Origin of the sequence: Mucilaginibacter sp. PPCGB 2223 (assembly GCF_001705515.1) — a bacterium.
Lineage (GTDB): Bacteria > Bacteroidota > Bacteroidia > Sphingobacteriales > Sphingobacteriaceae > Mucilaginibacter.
Genome location: NZ_MDJS01000003.1, coordinates 78,995 through 100,314, shown reverse-complemented (window position 1 = coordinate 100,314; position 21,320 = coordinate 78,995). Strand labels below are relative to the sequence as shown.

General features: G+C 45.5%; 25 protein-coding genes. 16 read left to right on the top strand and 9 right to left on the bottom strand.

All coding sequences use genetic code 11. The features are described 5' to 3' along the window. Positions 1 to 90 precede the first annotated feature (90 nt). Entirely contained in the window at positions 91 to 279 is a 189-nt protein-coding gene (locus tag BEL04_RS15225; RefSeq protein WP_066005568.1) for a hypothetical protein, read from the top strand. A 49-nt stretch (positions 280 to 328) separates the two neighbouring features. Here the strand turns inward: BEL04_RS15225 and BEL04_RS15220 are convergent, their stop codons facing one another. From BEL04_RS15220 to BEL04_RS15205, 4 genes are all read right to left on the bottom strand, one after another. Continuing rightward, positions 329 to 937, bottom strand: a complete 609-nt coding sequence (locus BEL04_RS15220) for a hypothetical protein (protein ID WP_066005567.1) — start codon at positions 935 to 937, stop codon at positions 329 to 331. 116 nt (positions 938 to 1,053) lie between these two features. Continuing rightward, complete coding sequence (locus tag BEL04_RS15215; protein ID WP_066006234.1) at positions 1,054 to 3,111, bottom strand: S9 family peptidase; 2,058 nt, start codon at positions 3,109 to 3,111, stop codon at positions 1,054 to 1,056. 16 nt (positions 3,112 to 3,127) lie between these two features. Continuing rightward, a complete protein-coding gene (locus BEL04_RS15210) occupies positions 3,128 to 4,378 on the bottom strand; it encodes a nucleoside recognition domain-containing protein (protein ID WP_066005566.1) in 1,251 nt (416 codons plus the stop codon). Between the two features lie 22 nt (positions 4,379 to 4,400). Further along, positions 4,401 to 5,579, bottom strand: a complete 1,179-nt coding sequence (locus BEL04_RS15205; RefSeq protein WP_066005564.1) for a M14 family zinc carboxypeptidase — start codon at positions 5,577 to 5,579, stop codon at positions 4,401 to 4,403. 44 nt (positions 5,580 to 5,623) lie between these two features. Between BEL04_RS15205 and BEL04_RS15200 the strand changes: the two genes are divergently transcribed. The 12 genes from BEL04_RS15200 to BEL04_RS15150 all read left to right on the top strand — a co-directional run bounded on the left by BEL04_RS15200 (position 5,624) and on the right by BEL04_RS15150 (position 13,107). Continuing rightward, positions 5,624 to 6,067, top strand: a complete 444-nt coding sequence (locus BEL04_RS15200; protein WP_066005561.1) for a DinB family protein — start codon at positions 5,624 to 5,626, stop codon at positions 6,065 to 6,067. A gap of 3 nt (positions 6,068 to 6,070) precedes the next feature. Then, positions 6,071 to 6,487, top strand: a complete 417-nt coding sequence (locus tag BEL04_RS15195) for a DUF3052 family protein (protein WP_066005555.1) — start codon at positions 6,071 to 6,073, stop codon at positions 6,485 to 6,487. Positions 6,488 to 6,496: 9 nt separating this feature from the next. Further along, the gene (locus BEL04_RS15190; RefSeq protein WP_066005552.1) at positions 6,497 to 6,757 is read left to right on the top strand and encodes a hypothetical protein; all 261 of its coding nucleotides are present in this window, start codon (positions 6,497 to 6,499) and stop codon (positions 6,755 to 6,757) included. Positions 6,758 to 6,832: 75 nt separating this feature from the next. Further along, the gene (locus tag BEL04_RS15185) at positions 6,833 to 7,222 is read left to right on the top strand and encodes a VOC family protein (protein ID WP_066005551.1); all 390 of its coding nucleotides are present in this window, start codon (positions 6,833 to 6,835) and stop codon (positions 7,220 to 7,222) included. Positions 7,223 to 7,230: 8 nt separating this feature from the next. Further along, positions 7,231 to 7,800, top strand: a complete 570-nt coding sequence (locus BEL04_RS15180; RefSeq protein ID WP_066005550.1) for a DUF1572 family protein — start codon at positions 7,231 to 7,233, stop codon at positions 7,798 to 7,800. Positions 7,801 to 7,859: 59 nt separating this feature from the next. After that, positions 7,860 to 8,879 carry a hypothetical protein gene (locus BEL04_RS15175; protein ID WP_066005549.1) on the top strand — a complete coding sequence of 340 codons (1,020 nt, stop codon included), beginning with the start codon at positions 7,860 to 7,862 and terminating at the stop codon, positions 8,877 to 8,879. Positions 8,880 to 8,887: 8 nt separating this feature from the next. Continuing rightward, a complete protein-coding gene (locus BEL04_RS15170) occupies positions 8,888 to 9,448 on the top strand; it encodes a hypothetical protein (protein WP_139113065.1) in 561 nt (186 codons plus the stop codon). 73 nt (positions 9,449 to 9,521) lie between these two features. After that, the gene (locus BEL04_RS15165; protein ID WP_066005545.1) at positions 9,522 to 9,932 is read left to right on the top strand and encodes a DUF3830 family protein; all 411 of its coding nucleotides are present in this window, start codon (positions 9,522 to 9,524) and stop codon (positions 9,930 to 9,932) included. Further along, on the top strand, positions 9,929 to 10,534 hold the full coding sequence (locus tag BEL04_RS15160; protein WP_066005542.1) for a DNA alkylation repair protein: 606 nt from the start codon (positions 9,929 to 9,931) through the stop codon (positions 10,532 to 10,534). Before BEL04_RS15165 ends, BEL04_RS15160 begins: the two co-directional genes overlap by 4 nt. 583 nt (positions 10,535 to 11,117) lie before the next feature. Continuing rightward, positions 11,118 to 11,294: a hypothetical protein gene (locus tag BEL04_RS24395; RefSeq protein WP_175404091.1), complete on the top strand. Its 177-nt coding sequence runs from the start codon at positions 11,118 to 11,120 to the stop codon at positions 11,292 to 11,294. Between the two features lie 165 nt (positions 11,295 to 11,459). Continuing rightward, positions 11,460 to 11,888 (top strand): OsmC family protein, encoded by a 429-nt coding sequence (locus BEL04_RS15155; protein WP_066005540.1) that lies wholly within the window; start codon positions 11,460 to 11,462, stop codon positions 11,886 to 11,888. Between the two features lie 37 nt (positions 11,889 to 11,925). Next, a complete protein-coding gene (locus BEL04_RS15150; protein ID WP_066005538.1) occupies positions 11,926 to 13,107 on the top strand; it encodes a PLP-dependent aspartate aminotransferase family protein in 1,182 nt (393 codons plus the stop codon). A gap of 46 nt (positions 13,108 to 13,153) precedes the next feature. Here the strand turns inward: BEL04_RS15150 and cmk are convergent, their stop codons facing one another. After that, positions 13,154 to 13,834, bottom strand: a complete 681-nt coding sequence (gene cmk, locus BEL04_RS15145; RefSeq protein WP_066005536.1) for a (d)CMP kinase — start codon at positions 13,832 to 13,834, stop codon at positions 13,154 to 13,156. A gap of 24 nt (positions 13,835 to 13,858) precedes the next feature. On the opposite strand from cmk, the gene arfB reads away from it, so the two are divergent. After that, positions 13,859 to 14,269, top strand: a complete 411-nt coding sequence (arfB, locus tag BEL04_RS15140) for an alternative ribosome rescue aminoacyl-tRNA hydrolase ArfB (RefSeq protein WP_066005534.1) — start codon at positions 13,859 to 13,861, stop codon at positions 14,267 to 14,269. Positions 14,270 to 14,277: 8 nt separating this feature from the next. On the opposite strand, the gene BEL04_RS15135 is transcribed toward arfB, so the two are convergent. Beyond that, complete coding sequence (locus tag BEL04_RS15135) at positions 14,278 to 15,222, bottom strand: lipid A deacylase LpxR family protein (protein WP_066005532.1); 945 nt, start codon at positions 15,220 to 15,222, stop codon at positions 14,278 to 14,280. A gap of 65 nt (positions 15,223 to 15,287) precedes the next feature. Then, the gene (lon, locus tag BEL04_RS15130; protein WP_066005529.1) at positions 15,288 to 17,762 is read right to left on the bottom strand and encodes an endopeptidase La; all 2,475 of its coding nucleotides are present in this window, start codon (positions 17,760 to 17,762) and stop codon (positions 15,288 to 15,290) included. A 341-nt stretch (positions 17,763 to 18,103) separates the two neighbouring features. Between lon and BEL04_RS15125 the strand changes: the two genes are divergently transcribed. After that, positions 18,104 to 18,733, top strand: a complete 630-nt coding sequence (locus BEL04_RS15125) for a tetratricopeptide repeat protein (RefSeq protein WP_066005527.1) — start codon at positions 18,104 to 18,106, stop codon at positions 18,731 to 18,733. Between the two features lie 3 nt (positions 18,734 to 18,736). On the opposite strand, the gene BEL04_RS15120 is transcribed toward BEL04_RS15125, so the two are convergent. Further along, positions 18,737 to 19,282 carry a hypothetical protein gene (locus BEL04_RS15120; RefSeq protein ID WP_066005525.1) on the bottom strand — a complete coding sequence of 182 codons (546 nt, stop codon included), beginning with the start codon at positions 19,280 to 19,282 and terminating at the stop codon, positions 18,737 to 18,739. Continuing rightward, a complete protein-coding gene (gene gpmI, locus BEL04_RS15115) occupies positions 19,269 to 20,798 on the bottom strand; it encodes a 2,3-bisphosphoglycerate-independent phosphoglycerate mutase (protein ID WP_066005524.1) in 1,530 nt (509 codons plus the stop codon). Before gpmI ends, BEL04_RS15120 begins: the two co-directional genes overlap by 14 nt. Before the next feature lie 120 nt (positions 20,799 to 20,918). Between gpmI and BEL04_RS15110 the strand changes: the two genes are divergently transcribed. Next, positions 20,919 to 21,308 carry a DUF4783 domain-containing protein gene (locus tag BEL04_RS15110; protein WP_066005523.1) on the top strand — a complete coding sequence of 130 codons (390 nt, stop codon included), beginning with the start codon at positions 20,919 to 20,921 and terminating at the stop codon, positions 21,306 to 21,308. Positions 21,309 to 21,320 lie beyond the last annotated feature (12 nt).

Here is a 21,320-nt window from a genome sequence, read left to right as displayed (position 1 = left end):
TTTATTTTTTTGTGGCAGAGCACGAATGCGGCGAAAGTTCATGGAGAACTAAATTGCGGATAAACTGTTAAATAAGTTTAAATTCGTAAAGTGAAGACAAGCTATCTGTACCTCTATATCATCGCAGGCTTTGTACTGCTGGGTATCAGTATTTACGATATCTGGCTGGATTACCCGGCCATGCACCTATCATCGTTTTACGATCTGGTGCCTGCTGCTGTTTTGTTCTATATCGCCAATAAGGCTTACCGCGAAAAGAAGGATAGGGAGTTGATGTAACTTAAGTCAAAAGTTAAAATCAAAACTTATGGCGGGCAGACGAAGCCTTTTACAAGGCCTCTTTCGTATAATCGGATAAAGCGTGCCTGTTGGCCAGGTTAACCGTGAAGCACTCGTTCCAGTCGATCAGTACCAGGCCGTAGGCATGGCCGAGTTTAAGCAAAGTATGCTGCAGTTTTTCGGGATAATTATTTAAGGTTTCGGCTATGGGGTTATAATCCAGCCAGCAGGTAATTATGGTGTCCTCTTTGAAAGTATAATACAAAACATAGTTCTCAAAACCAAAGCCACGGGTATCTTTAACCAATTCGCGATCAGCAGAGTCGCTGGTATAAACCGTATCAAAAAAAAAGAGGCTTTCTGTTGCAATGAGCGCTTTAAACTCCTTTTTATCAATATCCAGGTTCGATAACGGATAAGTTGCATCTTCGCGGCAGGCACAATTTAAAAAACCATTCCCGGTAAAATCCTTGCCGGCATGCTCATCAATTTCGCCTGGTTCGGGTTGTTTGGTTAGCAGATTTTGTACGGGCAGCAGCTCCAGCAGGCAATAATTATCCCGGTGAAAAAATACCGAGTTATGAACGGTTTTTTGTTTCGGCAACAACTCGTCCGAAATATGCGAGGTACAGGAATTGATTTTGTTAAGGAGGTTCACGGTGTTTTATATTACGCCATATCATTGCGAGCGCAGCGCGGCAATCTCTTGTTGTGCATATCAGCCTTGCATCTGTGCGATTGCTTAGTACCTCGCAATGACATGTTGGGAAATTTCTATAATGTTTCCTTCAGCCAATCAAAAAACTCGCGCTGCCAAACCAAAGCGTTCTGTGGTTTCAGCACCCAGTGGTTCTCATCGGGCAGGTACAGTAATTTCGATTTAATCCCTCTCAATTGTGCCGCCTGGAAAGCTTGTAAACCCTGCTCTATCGGTACGCGGTAATCTTTGCCGCCCTGGATGATCATGATCGGCGTGTTCCATTTATCCACGTAGTTGCTCGGGTTAAATTTGCTGTACGATTTTTGGGCCTTGGCGTTCATCTTATCCCAGTAATTGCCGCCGATATCTTTATTGGCAAACCACAGCTCTTCGGTAGTACCATACCAGCTTTTAAGGTCGAACAAGCCATCATGGGCAATAAAAGTTTTAAACCTGCCGTTATGCACGCCGGCCAGCATATAAACCGAATAACCCCCGTAACTTGCACCTACGCAGCCCAGGCGTTCTTTATCTACATAAGGCTCTGTGGAAATATCGTCGATGGCGCTCAGGTAATCCTGTATGGCCTGCCCGCCCCAGTCGCCGCTTATTTCGCGGTTCCATTCTACACCGTGGCCGGGCATACCGCGGCGGTTAGGTGCGATGATGATATACCCGTTGGCGGCCATCAGCTGAAAATTCCAGCGGAAAGAATAGCCCTGCGATAAAGGCGATTGCGGCCCGCCCTGGCAAAACAACAGGGTAGGGTATTTTTTCGATGCGTCGAAGTCGGGCGGGTAGATCACCCAGGCCAGCATATCCTTACCGTCGCTTGTTTTAATATGGCGTTCGGCAACACGGCTGGGAGCAAGGCGATTGTTAATTTTATCATTGATATCGCTTAGCTTTTGCATCGAGCCGGTATTCAGGTTAACGCTGTAGACCTCGGCGGCATGGTTCATATCGGTACGGGTAACGATCATGCTCGTGCCCGATTGGCCGATGATGGAACTCACGTCCCACTGCCCTTTGGTTATTTGTTTGATGGTTGATGCTGCTGCTGCGCGGTTCCCGGTGATATCTACGCTGTGTAATTGCTCGGTGCCGTTCACAACTGCCAGGAAATAGATCTTCGAATCGTCCTTGCTAAAGGCGAACGAACTGATGGTTTCGTCCCATTGCGCAGTAAGGTTGAATTTTGCACCGGTTTTTAAGTCGCGGATGATAATATCATTCTTATCGGCCTCGTAACCATCTTCCTTCATGCTTAGCCAGGCCAGTTGCGAACCATCGTTGCTGAAAGCCGGTGCGGTATCGTAGCCGTTCATGCCCTGGGTAATATCGCGGGTTTCGTCGGTGGCGATGTTATATTGGTACAGGCTGGTATTGGTGCTCTGGGCATAATCCTTGCCTGCCTTTTTTTTGCAAACGTAAATAATGCGTTTGCTGTCCGGACTGAAGATCAGGTCTTCCAAGCCGCCGCTTGGTTTTTGCGGTACATCGAAAGCTTCGCCGTGCATAATGTCCTTTTCGTTGCTGATCTTGCCGTTATCGTAATCAGCTAAGAAAATATGCGAGCATTTGCCGCTGTTCCAGGTATCCCAGTGGCGGTAGTTCAGATCAGTGATGACATAAGCGTTTGCTTTGGGCAGGTCGCTGTACTTATCCTTGCCTAAAACTTTGGCTATCTGCACATCGCGGGTGTACATTATTTTTTTACCATCGGGCGATATGCGGATATTGTCGAAATCGTCCTGCTGGTTAACGGTAATCATGGCCAGGCTGCCGCCATCACTGTTCATCTGCCAGATGCGGCCATCGTACCAGTAAGTAATGCGGCCGGTTGCCGGATCGATTTTTAAGATGGCTTTACTGCCGGGTTCGTTAGTGATCTGCTGCGATGGCCCGCCATCAACACCTACACTAAAAATATTAGGTTCGGATTTATTGGTGCCGATATTGTAAGTTGATACCGTATACAAAATGTTTTTACCATCGGGAGTTAGCGTAGCACCCGAAAAACGGCCCAGGCGCCAAAGCGTTTCGGGGTTTAGCTTTTGCAGGGGCTGCTGGGCTTTAATGTTAAGCGTTGCCATCACTAAAATTAACAGTGCGCATAATAATGATTTCATCAGTTTCTTAATTGATTTATCCAAAAAATAAATATCCAACAAATATGGCGGCTATTACGCCGGCAAGGTCGGCAAGAAGCCCTGCAGGTATGGCGTACCTCGAGTTTTTAATACCCACCGAACCAAAATACAAGGCAACAATATAAAAAGTAGTATCAGCCGAACCATTAAATATACAGCCAAGCCTGCCTACAAAGCTATCCACTCCAAAACCTACAGGTGGTTGCGACATAATGCTTATCATCATGCCCTTGGCACCCGAACCGCTTAAAGGTTTAATAATAGCTACCGGTAAAGCATCACAAAAACGTGTGTCGAGGTGAAGCAAACCGAAAAACCATTTGAACCCGTGTATGATATAATCCAAAGCTCCCGAGGTGCGGAAGATAGCGATGCCGACCAGCATACCCACCAGGTATGGTATAATTTTTATGATGGTCGGAAAGCCTTCAACTGCGCCATCAATAAATGCTTCGAAAACATTTACTTTTTTGCGCACAGCGCCCAGGATGAAAATAACCGGTATCGCAAACACCAATAAGTTACTGGTTATCTTAGATACCTCGCTTATCTGGGCTTTAGTTAAAAAGTAAGTAAAGTAAAAAACAATACCGCCTATAAAAGCTGTCAGGCCCAACAGCCAGCTGATAATCACCTTATCCCAGAGATTGATCTTTTGTTTGATGGAAACGCCAAGGATACCTACAATGGTTGCCACATAGGTTGCAATGATACATGGGATAAAAATATCGGTAGGATCATGGGCGCCTTGTATTGCACGTTGCGCTATGATACTGATGGGTAAAATGGTTAACCCGGAAGTATGCAGCACCAAAAACATGATCTGAGCGTTCGAAGCCGTTTCTTTACTCGGGTTAAGCTCCTGTAAGCTTTGCATCGCTTTTAAGCCCATCGGCGTTGCCGCGTTATCCAGTCCCAATAAATTGGCCGAAAAATTCATCATCATATTGCCGGTTGCGGGATGATCTTTTGGTACTTCGGGGAAGAGGCGGTGAAAAAAAGGCCCTACGATACGCGATAAAAAATTGATGGCTCCGGCTCTTTCGCCAATTTTCATAAAGCCAAGCCATAGCGTCATGGTGCCGGCCAAAGGTAAGGCAATTTCCATCACCGACGATTTACTCGTTGCGAAAAGCGCATCAACCAATACGTTAAAAGAGTTGGTATCCCCTAAAAATATCAGTTTGCACAGCGCAATTACAAATGCGATCAGGAAAAAGGCTACCCAGATATAATTTAAGGCCATGCAAAAAAATTAAGCGATGAAGTTAATTGTTTTTATAAACAATTATACCATTTTCAAAACAAATCGGTGTACCTGCCGGGCTTTTTAGTGTAAAATCGGCCCGGTAGTCAATAGCTAAAGTACCAGAGACTAAAGCTCCGCTGGCGTCAATATATTCATATGCGCCCCAGGTGCTCAGGTCGCCGATATCGGCAATGGAATAAATTAGCATACTGGTTTGATTCGGCAAATCTAACTGCTCTGAGTAATTGAGGCCGATATCGGCCGAGATCACACCGCCGGGTGTTTGCAGTTGGCAATTACGGATGAGGATATGAAATATCTCTTTGTTGTTCTGCGGGATGCGGTAATAATCGTCGGTACTTTGATTTTGATAATCACCGGAGGCAATCTGCCGCAAAGCAAACAGGATACCATCAAAATTGAGTTTACGTACAAATTGCCTTTCGGGATCGCCGGCGTACCCGCCCGCTTCGATGAGGACGGTAGCCATGCCCAGGCGCTGAAAGTTATCGCCAAAGGCGCGGGGTTCAAAGGTATCATCCCAGCGGCCTATCTGTCCGGGTATTTGCTCCTGTAAAAAGTTATTGATCGCCGTTACTACCTTAATTGCTTTTAGGCGTGACGGGGTGACGCTTGCCCGGTCGTCGGCAGGAGGGGCGAGTAAGGCGATGGGTGCAGGTTTGCGGCTCCCGGTTACCGACCATAGCGGACCCTGATCGTGCAGGTTAAAGCCGAACTCCGGTTGAAGTTGCTGCTGTATTTGTTTCAGTATCCGTCCTTCGGGACTTTGCTCCGCTAAAAAATCACGGTTAATATCGATGCCCTGTGCATTGCGGCGGGTGAACATCTCAGCGCCGTCGGGGTTAAGCATCGGGATAAAGTGGAGCGTACAATTATCCAATATCTGCTTCCGGATGCCGTTATGCTCATCGTCAGCGCTAAAAAAGTTAAACAGATCGAGCAGAGCCAGAGTAGCCGTCGATTCATCGCCGTGCATCTGGCTCCAGAGCAAAATATCAGTTTTGCCCGTACCGATGCTCAGATGATAAATAGTGCGACCCTGAGCTGATAATCCAGCCTGCCGTACCTTAAAAATGCCATCTGCGGTAAGCGCATTTATTTTTGCCTGCAAATCCGCATGAGTGATGAAGCGATTGGTAAAGTTTGTATCGCGATAGGTGTTGTGATCGATCGGCATCGGTAAATGTTAAAGGTGTAAATATAAATGTATAATTTGCGTTGATGGAAAAAGCAGCCGAAAATATCGACCAGTTGGTACAGGACTTTTTGATATGGATGATCACTAATGATATCGATTGGGAACGCAAACCTGCTGCGGACAAATGGTCGAAAAAAGAGATCATCGGGCATTTGATCGATAGCGCTACCAATAACCTGCACCGTTTTGTACGCTGCACCTACGAGCAAAATTTTAAACTGGTATATGCACAAAACGAATGGGTTTCGGCACAGCATTACCACGAAGCAAAGATAGATGACCTGCTCACACTCTGGCGGTTACTCAACAAACAGATAAGTACCGTTCTGAAAAACTATCCGCAACAAATGCTGCAAAATACTTGCGACACCGGTAAGCAAGAAGTAAATTTACATACCGTTGAGTTTTTGGCCAACGACTACGTGGCGCATTTGGAACATCATTTAAAACAGATCATTACTATTTAGATTATGCAAACTGCAGGATACTCAGGCACGCCGCTGGCCAAAAAATTAGGCATCAAACCGGAGTTTAAGATCGAATTGATCAACGCGCCCGATCATTACCTCAACCTGTTCAGCGATATGCCGCCTGATGTGGTGTTTACGCATTACCCCGACGAACTGAAAAACATGATCCATTTTTTCGTGCGGCACAAGGATGAGTATTTTGATAAGCTACCGGTGCTGAAAGAGCAGATCGTCCAGAACGGCATGATCTGGGTATCGTGGCCCAAAAAGGCATCGAAAGTCCCCACCGATCTTACCGAAAACATCATTCGCGATTATGCGCTGGAAACCGGCCTGGTGGATGTTAAAGTTTGCGCGGTAGACGAGGTGTGGAGCGGGCTGAAACTGGTGATCAGGTTGACCGACAGAATTAAATAGATTGATGTCATGGAGAAGTTCCCAGAGTTAAAGGAAGGGCAGGTTACTTTGCTGAGGGCCGATTTTAAAACAGGCCATGTGCTTGATGAACTGTTTAAAGAAGCAGTTAAAGCCGACCAGGAGATCTACACCATATTCGATGACAAAGACAAAGCCTTGCAATTTGCAAAGTCGATAATCTATGCCCGGAAAGACATTGAATGTGTGATATCGGGCCAGGATGGAGAAATGATATTTTATGTTACTCCGCAAAATGTAGCATCGTTTTAATAGAAGAAACATACCGGTAACAAAACGAGATTGCATTGTTAGAATTTTTAACTTCGATGTATTATACCAGATAAAATGATCAGAACTGAAGTAATAATCGGCGTGAAAAATGTGCCGAAAAGCGCCGAATGGTATATGACCCTTTTGGATTGTACGACTACCCACGGGGGCAATAATTTCGAGATACTGGTTGATAAGCAGGATGGTACGCCGATTTTATGCCTGCAGAAATGGGGCGTGCACGAACACTCGACACTGGTTAGCCCCGACAGCAAAAAAGGTAACGGGTTGATACTGTACTTTAGGGTAAATAATTTTAACGAGGTGTGGGACAACGCCCGCGAGCTGTACGCCGTAATAGAAGAAGTTCCGCGGCTTAATCCCGCTTCGGGCCGGAAAGAGTTTGCCCTGCGCGACCTGGACGGCTATTATGTTGAGATTGCGGACGATACACCTAATCAATGATTTAACCTATGGAAGACATTAGCACCAATTATCTCGATACGGTAAGAAAACTATTTCGTTATTATAAATCGGTGGGCGATAAGGCTATGGCCCAGGTGGATGAACGAGGCATCCACTGGCGGTATAATGCCGATTCGAACAGCATTTTGGTTGTTGTAAAGCATATTGCCGGTAATTCCATTTCGCGGTGGACGGATTTTTTAACCTCCGACGGTGAAAAACCCACCCGCGACCGGGACGATGAGTTTGAAGGCGAAGACATGAGCAAAGCCGATATGCTGGCGCTTTGGGAAAAAGGATGGGAAGCCCTGTTCAGCGCCATCGACCCGCTTACCGCCGGGGATCTGCTAAAAACCGTTTACATCCGCAACGAAGGCCATACGGTGATCGAGGCGATAAACCGCCAGCTGGCGCATATCCCATACCACGTAGGGCAAATCGTGTTCGCCGCTAAAATGATCTCGGACGACCCGTGGCAGTCGTTAACTATCCCGAAAGGACAATCGAAAGAGTTTAACAAGGATAAATTCGCATCGGATAAAAAGAACCGATTTTTTACTGACGGTTTGAAGAAATAAAAATATTTTTTATTTAATATATTTATATATGTTTGATTAATTATAATCAATTTATAAATATGAAAAAAATAATCCTTTTAGGCTTCTTATCGATGGCCTTATTTTCGTGCAAAAAAGACAATACTGTCGACAGTAAAACGAGTGATCACAAACAAGTTGTAGATCAAATAAGCAAAGATATTCTTAGTAGTATAAAAGACTACAAAAATACTCAGCTTCAAAGCTCTAATAAGACCAATTCTGAAGCTTCAGTGTCTAAGGATAGTAGTTTTAAAGAATTTCTAAGAGAAAAATATGGTGATTTGTATATTAAAAAAGTTTTTAAACCTATTCAAGCGAAATTTAACAATATCGTCCTAAAAATAGTAACCAATGGCACCGCAAACGGCACAGAAACATTGAGAGTATCCAACGTAGCTCTTCCGGATGATTTTACTATAGATGATCTTAGCACGGTTAATGATCAGGTATCAAATGCTATGACGCAGGCATATAATCCATCAGTTAATGTAACAAATGCAATGCAGAGCTTAAATGCGGATATTGATACCATTTCTGTAAACTATTTAAGACAAAGATACCAGGCAGACAGTACCGATCTAAACGTAGACGACGGTTCGACCTATATTAATTCGATTTCAAATGCATTAATAGCACACACTGGATATGCGCAAACTGTTAGTATGACTGATGACGAACGTTCGGCGTATTGTGTGGCACTATTAAGTGCTAACGATCAAATTGTTAATAATGTTGGTCCGGCATTTGCTACACAGCTGATGCAAGTCCAAGCTGCTCTTAAATCAAAGATTAGGATAAATGGCTTTTTTTCATGGATTAAACAAAATATATTAGCCCCGGTTGTAACATTGGTAGTTAAAACTACTGTTTTTGTTGGTGCCGTTGTTGGTGGGGCAATTTTGGGAGCCGCATTATTTGTTGCGGATTGGGGAGAAGGAGCTGGGATGATAGCTGGGATAGCAGCAGCATTTTCGGTGTCAAATGCTGTCAATAAAGTGTTAGTCGGTTGGGGACTATATAATCCATATGCAGACATTGCCAACTTTGACAATATATAATATAGTCTATGCGTACTAAAATAACTTTAGTTTTTTTTCTTTATTTCTTAGCGGCGAGTACGAGACTCGCCGCTCAACAAAATGTCAACTTTTTTGAGGCCGGTGTAAGCAGTATGTTTGGCTCTCAAAAATCGATTTATCAAAACGGGTTTGGTATAAATGCCGGATATATGTGGCGCTTGTCGCCGTCATTCAATTTAGGCCCTGATTTATCGGTAAACTCAATCTCGACAAGATCAGGGCAGGGCGACCTTCAGATGTTTTCCGTAAGAGCTCAACTCATCTGGTTTCCTGCACGACTGATACAAAGCATTAGCAAAAAAGAATCATTGGTTTTGAAGGGTTTCTATTTTGATACCGCGATAGGTCATAATTTTAAAGATAATAACGTGTTTGATGATATCGTTTTAAATACATCGCATATAGGCGTTGGATACATGTTTCCGCAGCACGCGTTGCCTATTTACCTGAATCTGGGTGTAACCAACTTTATGCTAAAGTCCTATTTCACTGATGAACAAAAGATCAATAATGATATTTTTACGGTGACAGCGGGAGTGCATTTTTAAAGATGGAATGATTTTCACATGCCTGTATTAATTTGTTGAGCCGATATTAGCGATTTGAGTAGTGAAACGAAACATGACAGGATTTATACTTAAAACAGCGGATGGCGCAATCATCCGTTTTTCTTATGATGCCGGTGCGCCTCTCACAGCTAAAGCTTTTGATGCTTTGCTGCCATTTACCCGCGCGTTTATGCACGCCCGGGTATCGGGCCAGGAGATCTGGATCGATGATGCCCCGCCGCTGAATGTGATCCAGGAGAACGCTTCGGTATTTACGGAGCCGGGCGAGGTGGTTTATGGCCCGCTGAAAGCGCTCCGCACCAAAACCATTAACTGTATGGGCATATATTATGGCGAAGGTAAGGGCCTCGATTGCTGTAACATATTTGCCAAAGTTTTTGAGGGCGACCTGCACCTGCTGAAAAGTTTGGGCGAGCGTATTTGGAAGGAGGGCACCCAAGCCATTACCTTTGAAAAACTTTGACAGAACTTAATTTAATTATTGACCGGCTAACCCAAACCGAGCACGGGTTTAAGCATATTGTTGAAGCAGGAGACAAACTGCTTGCCGATGATACATTGCCACATTTGCAGATTGCCGGGAGCCTCATCAACCATAAGGCCTACCAGGCACGCATGCTGGGCGTTTATTTATTAGGGAAACTGTCTGCTGGCAATACTGCCGCGCTGGCTTTGCTTAAAACCAACGTAGCTAATGACGCCAATTGGCGCGTACAGGAAATGCTGGCTAAAGCGTTCGATCAGTATTGTAAAGATACAGGTTATGAAACAGCGTTGCCCGAGATAAAATTATGGCTCGGGCACCGGCACCACAACCTCAACCGCGCGGTTGTTGAAGGCTTGCGTATCTGGACGGGCCGGCCATATTTTAAAAGCAAACCACAGGAAGCCATCAAACTTATCGCCAGGTTGCGTGCGCACGATAGTGAATATGTACGTAAATCGGTGGGTAATGCTTTACGCGATATCGGTAAAAAGCATACTGAATTGATCAATAAAGAGCTAAACAAGTGGGACCTGAGCGACCCCAAAGTTGCTTTTGTGCATAAACTTGCTACCGGGTAACATCAACAAAAATCCCCTGCCTTCAACCGAAAACAGGGGACTAAACCCTAACTAAAATAATATTTGAAACAAACTCTACAACCACTTGTACGAAGGGTTGCAGCTAAGGTTTCAAAAAAATAAAAAATATTTTCATTGAGGTTATGCCGGTTGAGGTGAATGCTAAAGCGTAGTATATTGAGGGCCGTTTATTTGAATAATTCGCTATTTATGCGTATATTGTATGTTTAGTGAGAAGCTAAATGCCGTTTGTTTGAAGTTTAAATTTGAAAGTTGGGTATACCCATGAATACCCATGAATACCCATGCCATACCCATGTGTTTGATGGGTGTTCAACTATCAAAAACCTTGTTTAAACTTAATATGGGTAGATTTGTTAAAAAAACAATATAAAAATACCCATATTTACCCATGTGCCACAAGTCAAGAATCAATAATTGGAAATACCATGGGTTATGATAGTGAGGAGAAATCGTCGGTGAGGACACCGACGATGGCGGGAGAATAACTGATTTGTGTAAAGATAAGTCTGCGTTAGATTGAAGCGCCTGCCTGCCGGCAGGCAGGGATACCGGTCCTTCGATGGGATCAGCGCAGGCTGTGGCTAATGCCTTGTGCAGTATGAGCGCCCGCCTGCCGGACGGGCAGGGAAAGCGCGGCCCGGAGCAGGCGTTGGCCAGATTAAGTCAAAAGGAAAAATTCGAAAGTCAAAAAACTTTGCAAAGGTTTCTGTTCTGTGGGGTGCTGAAACAAGTTTAGCATGACTTGATTTTATTTTATAAATGCCTTACGCGAAACAACCTCACAACATTTCAACCTTCAAACTTTCCAGCTAACCCCGCCTCAAAACATTACATCTCTCAAACATTTACCCGCTTTCAATTTCGGGCAAAAAAGCTAAATTTGCGACTTATTACATAGACAATGGCTACTATTGAATTGGCACGCCTGCATGGCGATTTTGGTTTTGAGGCGAAGGACGAGAACGGTCACAGCGTACGGATGGACAGCAGCCCCGAAAGCGGCGGCGAAAACTTCGGCGTGCGACCTATGCAGATGTTGCTGATGGGCCTGGCCGGTTGCAGCGGTATCGACGTGATCAGTATCCTGAAAAAACAGCGCCAGGATGTTACCGATTACAAGATGGTAGTGAATGGCGACCGTGAGACGGGCAAAGAACCATCGCTTTGGAAAGATGTGTCTATCGATTTCCATATTTATGGTAATGTCGACCAGGACAAGGCCGAACGTGCTGTTGAATTATCGGTAAACAAGTACTGCTCGGTCGCAGCTACTTTATCAGGTTCGGGAACGCAGATCAAATACAAAGTATTTGTGCACCCGACGGCTTAATTAATTGCGTTTTTTATCTACAATATCCTCTTTTATAATGTCGAGCAAATTAGACCCCATAACCCAGGCGGTACGCATACAAACCCCACGCACACAGCAAGGCGAGCACTCTACGCCGGTTTATTTAACCAGCAGTTTTGTTTTTGATGATGCCGAGTCGATGCGCGCGGCTTTCGCCGAAGAATCGGACGATAATATTTATAGCCGCTTCAGCAACCCTAACGTGGATGAGTTTACCGCCAAAATGGTAGCCTTGGAAGGCGCCGAAGCCGGTTTCTCGACTGCGAGTGGGATGAGTGCCGTGGTAGGGTCGATCATGTCGCTGCTCAAAAACGGCGATCACATGATCGTGAGCAGCTCGATATTTGGCAACACCAATACCTTTATTAAAAAATACATGCCGAATTTCGGCATTACCTATACTATGGTGCCTGCCGGCGACCATGCCGCATGGGAAGCTGCCGTGCAGCCCAATACCAAAATGGTATACCTTGAAACACCAACTAACCCGCAGTTAGAAGTGCTCGACCTGGAGTGGGTTGGTAAATTCACTAAAAAGCATAACCTGATCTTCAACGTGGATAACTGCTTTGCCACGCCGGTGCTGCAGCGCCCTATTGAGTTTGGCGCCGACCTGGTGGTGCATTCGGCCACCAAATGGATCGACGGGCAGGGCCGTGTGCTGGGCGGGGTAGTGGTTGGCCGTGCCGACCTGATCCGCGAGATCTACCTGTTTTGCCGTGTTACCGGGCCGACATTATCGGCCTTTAATGCCTGGGTACTAAGCAAAAGCCTGGAGACTTTAGAGGTACGCATGCAGCGCCATTGCGAAAATGCCTACAAAGCTGCCGAAGCCTTGCAAAGCCACCCGAATGTAAGTTTGGTGAAATATCCCTTTTTGAAAGGGCACCCGCAATACGATATTGCCAAAAAACAAATGAGCGGCGGCGGCGGCGTGTTTTGCCTTGAAGTAAAGGGCGGGGTAGAAGCAGGCCGTAAATTTTTGAACGCCCTGCAAATGCTGTCAGTAACCGCCAATCTGGGCGATACCCGCAGTATAGCCTCGCACCCGGCAAGTACCACGCACAGCAAACTCACTGATGAGGAACGTGCTGCCGTGGGTATTACTCCTGGCCTGATCCGTATTTCGGTAGGTTTGGAAAAAGTTGATGATATTATTGCCGATATCAGCCAGGCACTGGATAAAAGTTCGCTTTGATTTAATTATTATTTACCCTGGTCTACAGATCGGGGTAAAATAGTTATTATGCCTCCTTTAAAAACGGTGTTATCTTATCAATCGCAAACTGCAACTGCTCATCGGGCGTCAGGTCGGTATTATCTAAGATGATCGCATCGTGTGCGCGGGTTAGGGGGCTTTCTTTGCGCGTGGTATCGGCGTAATCGCGGTGGGCGAGGTTCTCGAAAACTTCTTCGAGAGTAAGATCCGGGTTTTTGTCTGTCAGCTCCTTGAAACGGCGCTCGGCGCGAACTTTAGGGTCGGCTGTCATAAACAGTTTTACCTGTGCATCCGGGAATACTACGGTACCGATATCGCGGCCATCCATAATAATGTTTTTTGATTTGCCCATGCGCTGCTGCTGCTTTACCATCTCCACGCGCACGGCATGTATGGCCGATACGGCGCTCACATTTTCGGATACCGGCATCTGGCGTATTTCGTCAGACACTTCCTCGTCGTTGAGCATAATGTGGGTCTGGTAATCGCGCGAGTGGAAGTTGAGATGTATGTTTTTGAGCGCTTCGGAAACTTGGCCGCTATCGTTTAAATCGATATTATTGCGCAAAAAATAGAGAGTTACCGCGCGGTACATCGCACCGCTATCGATGTAAATAAAGTGAAGTTTTTTAGCTAAAGCTTTGGCAATGGTGCTTTTACCGCACGACGAATATCCATCAATGGCAACTACGATATTATTACTCATACAGGCACGAAGATACGCAACCAAATGAACTTTACTAAAGCCGATCTGCAAAGAAATATCCAATACAAAACCTCGCGGAGCGGTGGCGCGGGCGGGCAGAATGTGAACAAGGTATCAACCAAGGTCGAACTGTTATTTTCCATCAGCGACAGCGATGTTTTTACTGATGAAGAGAAGGCCCTTTTGCTTGGCAAGCTGCAATCGCGGTTAAATAAAGATGGCCTTTTACAGATCGTATGCGATGAGGAGCGCAGTCAGTATCTCAACAAAGAGATAGCTTTGGATAAGCTGGCCGATATCCTGACCAGGGCGCTGCACCAACCAAAGAAGCGTAAAAAGAGCAAACCTTCTAAAGCAGCTATCGCCGCAAGGCTCGATAACAAGAGAAAAGCATCATTGAAGAAAATGAACCGCCGGAAAACGAGTTTTGAGTAAGCCCTTACTTAATTGAACCTGTAAAGCACACTAATTGAGCCCCATTGTTCGGTTTTGATCATTTGTTTTGTGGTATGGCTTTGAAATATAACCGATGCATCGATCACCCAATGCCCCATTACCAGGTCGCCGCCTATCTGCTGGCTGAACACTACAGGTTTTATCGTGCTGACAATCTCGTTTGGGGCCGGGGTGCCTGCAAACATACTACCCTGGATGGTGGCATCATAAGCCACAAAATTGAGTAACGGTTTGTAATAGATAAACAGCTCCTGCCCGGCTGGTTTACCCGAAGCGGATACAGTGCTCCCGGTGCTGACAGAGCTATATAAAGGGCCGGTTGTGCCCAGCCGGAGCATACCACCCAATCCGGCGCCTGTAAAGCCAGTGCCTAAATCGGCATAACTGCTAAAGCTCATATCAAACTGATCAATGCGGAAAAGCAGGCTGTTGTACTGTGCCGACAGGTTGATCTCGAAGTCGTTCTGTATCTGGTATTCCCAGCCATCGGGGGTGTAAAAACCGAAGGTTTTGTGGATCAGGTCCTGGGTTTCTTTGCCGTAAGCATGGGGGCCCACAAAGCCCAGCTGACCTTCAAATCGCAGGTTACTTTCGTTTTTGTAAAGCAGGTTCAATGATGAGCCTGCATACAGATACCCTGCAAAAGGGCGATCGATAAAATGCGGATCGAGTATAAGTCCGGATTGCGGTGTATAAATTTTCTGGCCAAGCTCAAAACCCAAAACTTTGTTGGCCAGGCGATTGGTGTCGGTAAAGTTTAACGCGTGATTGAAATGCAAAAAATTGCCTGCGGTGTAATACCTGTCCTGCCCCTGACCTAAAAAGCCATCGTTATCCGTTTGAAAGCCGATTTCGTTTTTGTAAGACCTCGTTTGCGCAAAAGACACCAGGCCCGGCAAAAGCGAAAGAAGAAAAAGAAAATAGAATTTCATCAACAGGTTATAATCAATCGGGCAAAAATAAAAAAGCCGGACGATTATTCCGGCTTTCACTTATCTTAATTTAAAACAGGTTTCAGATCTTCTTTTATCGTCAGGTCAAGCGGGTTTTTAACCTTTTGTGTCAATAAGGCCAAATCGATTACCTGCTGCATATCGGTTACATAATGAAACTGCATATCCTTAATATAATCGCCTTTTATCTCGTTGATGTCCTTTTGGTTTGATTTGCACAGGATAACTTCCGTGATATTGGCACGCTTGGCAGCCAGTATTTTTTCTTTGATGCCGCCAACAGGCAGTACTTTGCCGCGCAGGGTGATCTCGCCCGTCATTGCCAGGTGAGGTTTAACCTTGCGCTGCGTAAATGCCGATGTAAGGGCGGTAAGCATGGTTACGCCTGCCGACGGGCCGTCCTTTGGAGTTGCGCCTGCCGGTACGTGAATATGTACGTCCCACTGATCGAATAATCTTTGGTCGATATCAAATTGTGCAGCATGCGAGCGTAAATACGCTAACGCAATCACAGCCGATTCCTTCATTACGTCGCCCAGGCTGCCGGTTAGGGTAAGCTTACCTTTTCCCGGGCTCAAACTGGCTTCGATGAACAGGATGTCGCCGCCTACCTGTGTCCAGGCCAGGCCGGTAACTACACCCGCAACATCATTGTTTTCGTATTGATCCTTATCGAAAATAGGCGCACCCAAGATGCGTTCAACATCTTCCTTGGTTACGGCATTATTATATTCCTCTTCCATGGCGATGTTTTTGGCAATGCCACGGATCAGCGAACCGATCTTCTTCTCCAAAGCGCGTACGCCCGATTCGCGGGTATAATCCTCAACCACTTTCTCGAGCACGTTATTTTTAAAAGTAACATCCCTGGTTTTTAAGCCGTGTGCTTCGCGCTGCTTAGGCACCAGGTGTTGTTTGGCTATCTCCACTTTTTCTTCGATGGTATAGCCATTAACCTCGATGATCTCCATCCTGTCTAACAAAGCAGGCTGAATGGTGCTTAACGAGTTTGCTGTAGCGATGAACATCACGTTCGACAGGTCGAAATCCATCTCTACATAATTATCATAAAAAGTACCGTTCTGTTCAGGGTCGAGCACCTCTAACAACGCCGACGACGGGTCGCCGCGGAAATCGCTGCCTACTTTATCTATCTCATCTAAAATAAATACGGGGTTGGCCGCGCCTGCTTTTTTAAGCGAAGTGATCACCCGGCCCGGCATTGCGCCTATATATGTTTTGCGGTGCCCGCGTATCTCGGCCTCATCGCGTATGCCGCCTAAAGCCATACGCACATATTTACGGCCCAAAGCTTTGGCGATAGATTTGCCCAGTGAAGTTTTACCTACACCCGGAGGGCCAACCAGGCACAGGATAGGGGCCTTCATATTATGCTTTAATTTAAGCACGGCCAGGTATTCTATAATGCGTTGCTTAACCTTATCTAAACCAAAATGATCTTTATCCAGAATTTTTTGGGCACGTTTCAGGTCGAAGTTATCTTTGGTGAACTCGTTCCAGGGCAGATCGAGCAATAACTCTAAATAATTGATCTGTACCGAATAATCTGCTGCTGCAGGGTTGGTACGTGTAAGTTTCTCAAGTTCTTTTTTAAAGTGCTCGCCAACCTCTTTGCCCCATTTCTTTTTAGCGGCGCGGTTACGCAGGTTCTCGATCTCGAGGTCGGGCGTATTGCCGCCCAGTTCTTCCTGTATGGTTTTGAGCTGCTGATTCAGAAAATAGTCGCGCTGCTGCTTGTCCAGGTCGGTGCGCACCTTGGTTTGTATCTGGTTCTTCAGCTCCAGCATCTGTATTTCCACAGTGAGGTGTTCCAGTACATTACGGGCACGCTCGCGCAGGTTGTTCATTTCGAGCAGGTGCTGTTTGGCAGCCATATCGGCGTTCATGTTGCTCGATATAAAGTTGATGAGGAACGAGGTGCTCTCGATATTCCGGATAGCTATGCCTGCTTCGCTTGGGATATTCGGCGAGAGCTGGATGATGTTCATGGCCATATCCTTGATGGAGGATACCATAGCCCTGAACTCTTTATCTTCTTTCAGTTTAACTTCCTGGAAAGGTTGTATCGTAGCTTTGATATAAGGCTCGCTTTGCACCTCATCTTTGAGCATAAAACGCTTTTTGCCCTGTAGGATGACAGTGGTATTTCCATCGGGCATTTGCAGCATTTTGATGATGAGGGCTATGGTGCCAACCTGGTTAAGCTGGTTAAAAGTAGGGTCTTCAATCCCCACATCCTGTTGCGCAACTACCCCAATCATGCGGTTGCCTTTGTTGGCATCGCGTATTAATTTGATGGATTTATCACGGCCAACGGTAATAGGTATGACCACACCGGGGAACAAAACCGTGTTGCGCAGCGGTAATATTGACAAAACTTCAGGTAGCTCTTCATTGTTCATTTCCTCCTCATCTTCGGATGACATGAGGGGGAAAAACTCCGAATCTTCGTTTATAATGGGTAATGCACTTTTAAAATCAAATGAATCAAAACTCATGGAGTAGTATCTATGTATGTAATAACGTCAAATTGTCAGCCCGTTGTATAACGAACCGGGTATTGGTACCGGGTAAACCGGTAGCATAAGTATATTTCAAGAGCTATGCCAAGCTTGTTATTATCCGTAAAAAATAATTTTTCAAGTACAATTTGAACAGATCAGTTTACAAAGTTCGGAATATATTCCATCAAAGTAAAAAACTATTTTGGCGTGCATTTTTTGGGTAACTGTTGATAACTTTATGCTAATGATTCAGACTCATCAATAATAAAACAGTTACAATTGAGTTATTAATACGTGTTTGTTGTTGGCGGTTAGTTTAATGGATTCCCCTCCAAATGAAATTTTCGGTTATTCTGTCCTTTCTGATCATTTCCTCGGTCGAAACTGTACTGGGACAAAGCGCTTATATTAAAATGGGGCAACAGGCATTGATGAACGGGGATTTTAAAACCGCCGTCAATCATTTGGAGAAAGCCTGTGTGGTCGATTCGACTAACGCCAACGCCTTATGGATGCTGGGCTATTCCTACTACCACGATCAGAACTACAAAAAATCCATCACTACCTATAATCGTTTGCTCGAACTCAAACCAACCGACGAATCGGCTTACTATTTCAGGGCCCTGGCAAAAAGTTTCCTGGCGCGCGATCCTGCTGCGCAGCCCGCCGATAAGGAAAAATGTTTGTTAGGTGCGATTATCGACCTTACCAATGCTATTTCGATCAATCCGTCTGACATGAAGTTTTACCAGAACCGTGGTATCTTCTACCGCGATTATGGTTTGTTCAAACTGCAAAAAACCTCGAAGTTTTATGATAAGGACAGGGGCGTTAAATCCTTAAGGGCTTCGGTAGCCGATCTGGAGAAAGTGCTGAACGAAAACCCCGATCGTAAAGATATCGCGGCTTTGCTGGATATCTCCAGGCAGCAGCTTATTGCCGCTACAGCTATAGCCGGTAAATAATTATTAAAACTTACCGCTTATCTGGTAATTGTTGGCGCCCAGTAGTTTCACATGCTGATGCTTTTCGATATAGTAAAGCGAATCGGGATAATAGATCAATTTTTCGCCGGTTTGGTAGAGCATGTTTTTGGTGAAATTGGTTATCGCCACGCCGCTTAACCGACCACGGCTAAACCTGATCACCATCTTGCGGGTGTGCAGGTTAGTATCAATAGCTGTGTAAACTACCGAGTCGCCCGCTTTTGCGATGTTATAACTATCTTTCCAGGCGGCTTTGTTGATATCCGAACTGCTGAACAGGTCGAGCTCCCGCGGCCAGTTTCTGATAAGGATATTCTTGGTTTCGGCTTGCCCGTTATAGCTGACAGTTTTTACAACAGGTTTGGCTTTTTTGCTCAAGCGGGCTGCTTCGGCTTTAAAATACCCCGAAAGATCGAAGTATTTTAAAGTGCCGTTGCTTTGTTTAACATCAGGTTTACAGCCATACGCTGCAAGTAGTAACGTAAACAAACCGATGAGGTTATAGCGCGATGCTTTACACCAATGCATTATCGCTCATCTCTTTTGGAATAGCTACACCTAACATTTTAAGGATGGTAGGGGCGATGTCGCCAAGCTTGCCGTCTTTTATTTCGTGATAATCATTATCTATCAGGATACAAGGCACCAGGTTAGTGGTATGTGCGGTATTGGGGGTGCCATCATCATTGATCATAAATTCGGCATTACCATGGTCGGCAATAATTATGAACGAATATCCGTTGGCGATACCGGTTTCAACAACAGCCTGTGTACATTTATCGGCTGTTTCGGCAGCCTTCACAACCGCACTGAATACGCCGGTATGGCCAACCATATCGGTATTGGCAAAGTTGAGGCAGATAAAATCGGCCCAGCCGCTTTTTAGTTCAGGGAGGATGGCATCGGTTATACCCTGTGCACTCATTTCGGGTTGCAGGTCGTAAGTGGCAACTTTAGGCGAAGGGATAAGGATGCGTTTTTCGTTCTCAAATTCCTTTTCGCGGCCACCCGAGAAGAAGAAAGTAACGTGCGGATATTTCTCGGTCTCGGCTATGCGTATCTGGGTCTTGCCGGCATTTTGCAGTATTTCGCCAAGGGTATTCACCAGGTCGTCCTTAGTGAACACCACTTTAACGTTTTTAAAGGTTTCGTCGTAAGTGGTCAAGGTGATATAGTGCAGGTCGAGTGGCACCATGTTCTGCTCGTGAAAAGGCTTTTGAGTAAGCGCGATGGTGATTTCGCGGCCACGGTCGGTACGGAAGTTAAAGCAGATCACCACATCACCGTTTTTAATCACGGCAACTGGTTTACCGTCGGTGCCGGTTTTAACAATCGGCAAAACAAATTCATCGGTAACACCTTCAGCATACGATTCAGAGATTGCCTGTTGAATGCTGTGGGTTTGTTTCCCTTCTCCGTGCACCATCAGGTCGTACGCTTTGCGCACGCGTTCCCAGCGGTTATCCCTGTCCATAGCGTAGTAACGGCCAACTGCCGATGCTACCTGGATATTCTGTTTTTTGCTGATGTAATTTTCCAGGTCGGTTACATAACCCAGGCCGCCGTTAGGGTCGGTATCGCGGCCATCTAAAAATGCGTGGATATATACATGCGGCAGGCCAAAACGATCGGCAACATCGCATAAACCTTTTAAGTGTTTGATGTGCGAGTGCACACCGCCATCAGATACCAAACCGATGAAGTGCACATCCTTATTATTTTGTTTGGCATAGTCAAAAGCATCTTTGATCACAGCGTTTTCATCCAATTCACGATCATCGACAGCTTTGTGTATGCGGCCCAGTTCCTGGTAAACCACGCGGCCGGCGCCTAAGTTCATGTGCCCTACTTCGGAGTTACCCATCTGGCCCGGGGGCAAACCAACCGACATGCCCGAAGCTTCCAGCTTTGAGTTAGGATACTTAGCCAGCATCGAATCAAAGAAAGGAGTTTGGGCCGCCAGTATGGCATTAGATTTATCATTACGGCCGTATCCCCAGCCGTCCAGAATAATTAAGGCTACTTTTTTATTTTTATTTTCCACGGTGCAAATATAGGGCGATATGTTAACTTTTTGTTATATTTATGTGGTTAAAGGGCAATAGTATATAAGTAAAGTTTTTTAACCCAAACATTTACCTAAAAGGAAACATCCACAATTAATATGAAATTACTTCTGTTTACATTTGTTTTTTCATTTTTTACATTTTACCAAAAAGCCGACCCGGTCGAAAAAACTGCGGGCCTCATCAGGCAGGGCAATGTAAAAGAATTGGTTAAAACCTTTGCCCCGAATGTCGAACTGACCATCCTTTCCGAAGAAGGTGTGTATTCGCGCGAGCAGGCCGAAACCATACTGAGTGGATTTTTTTCAAAAAACCAGGTTTCGGGTATCAGGATTATCCACCAGGTTGATTCGAACCCAGCAATGAGATTTGCCGTTTGTACCCTTGTTACCAAAAACGGTAATTACCGCACCTCTGTCTCCTTACGCAGCAGCAACGGCAACTTTGAAGTTACCGAACTTCGCATCGAAGAAGAAAAGGCTAAATAGCTGAAAGTATTT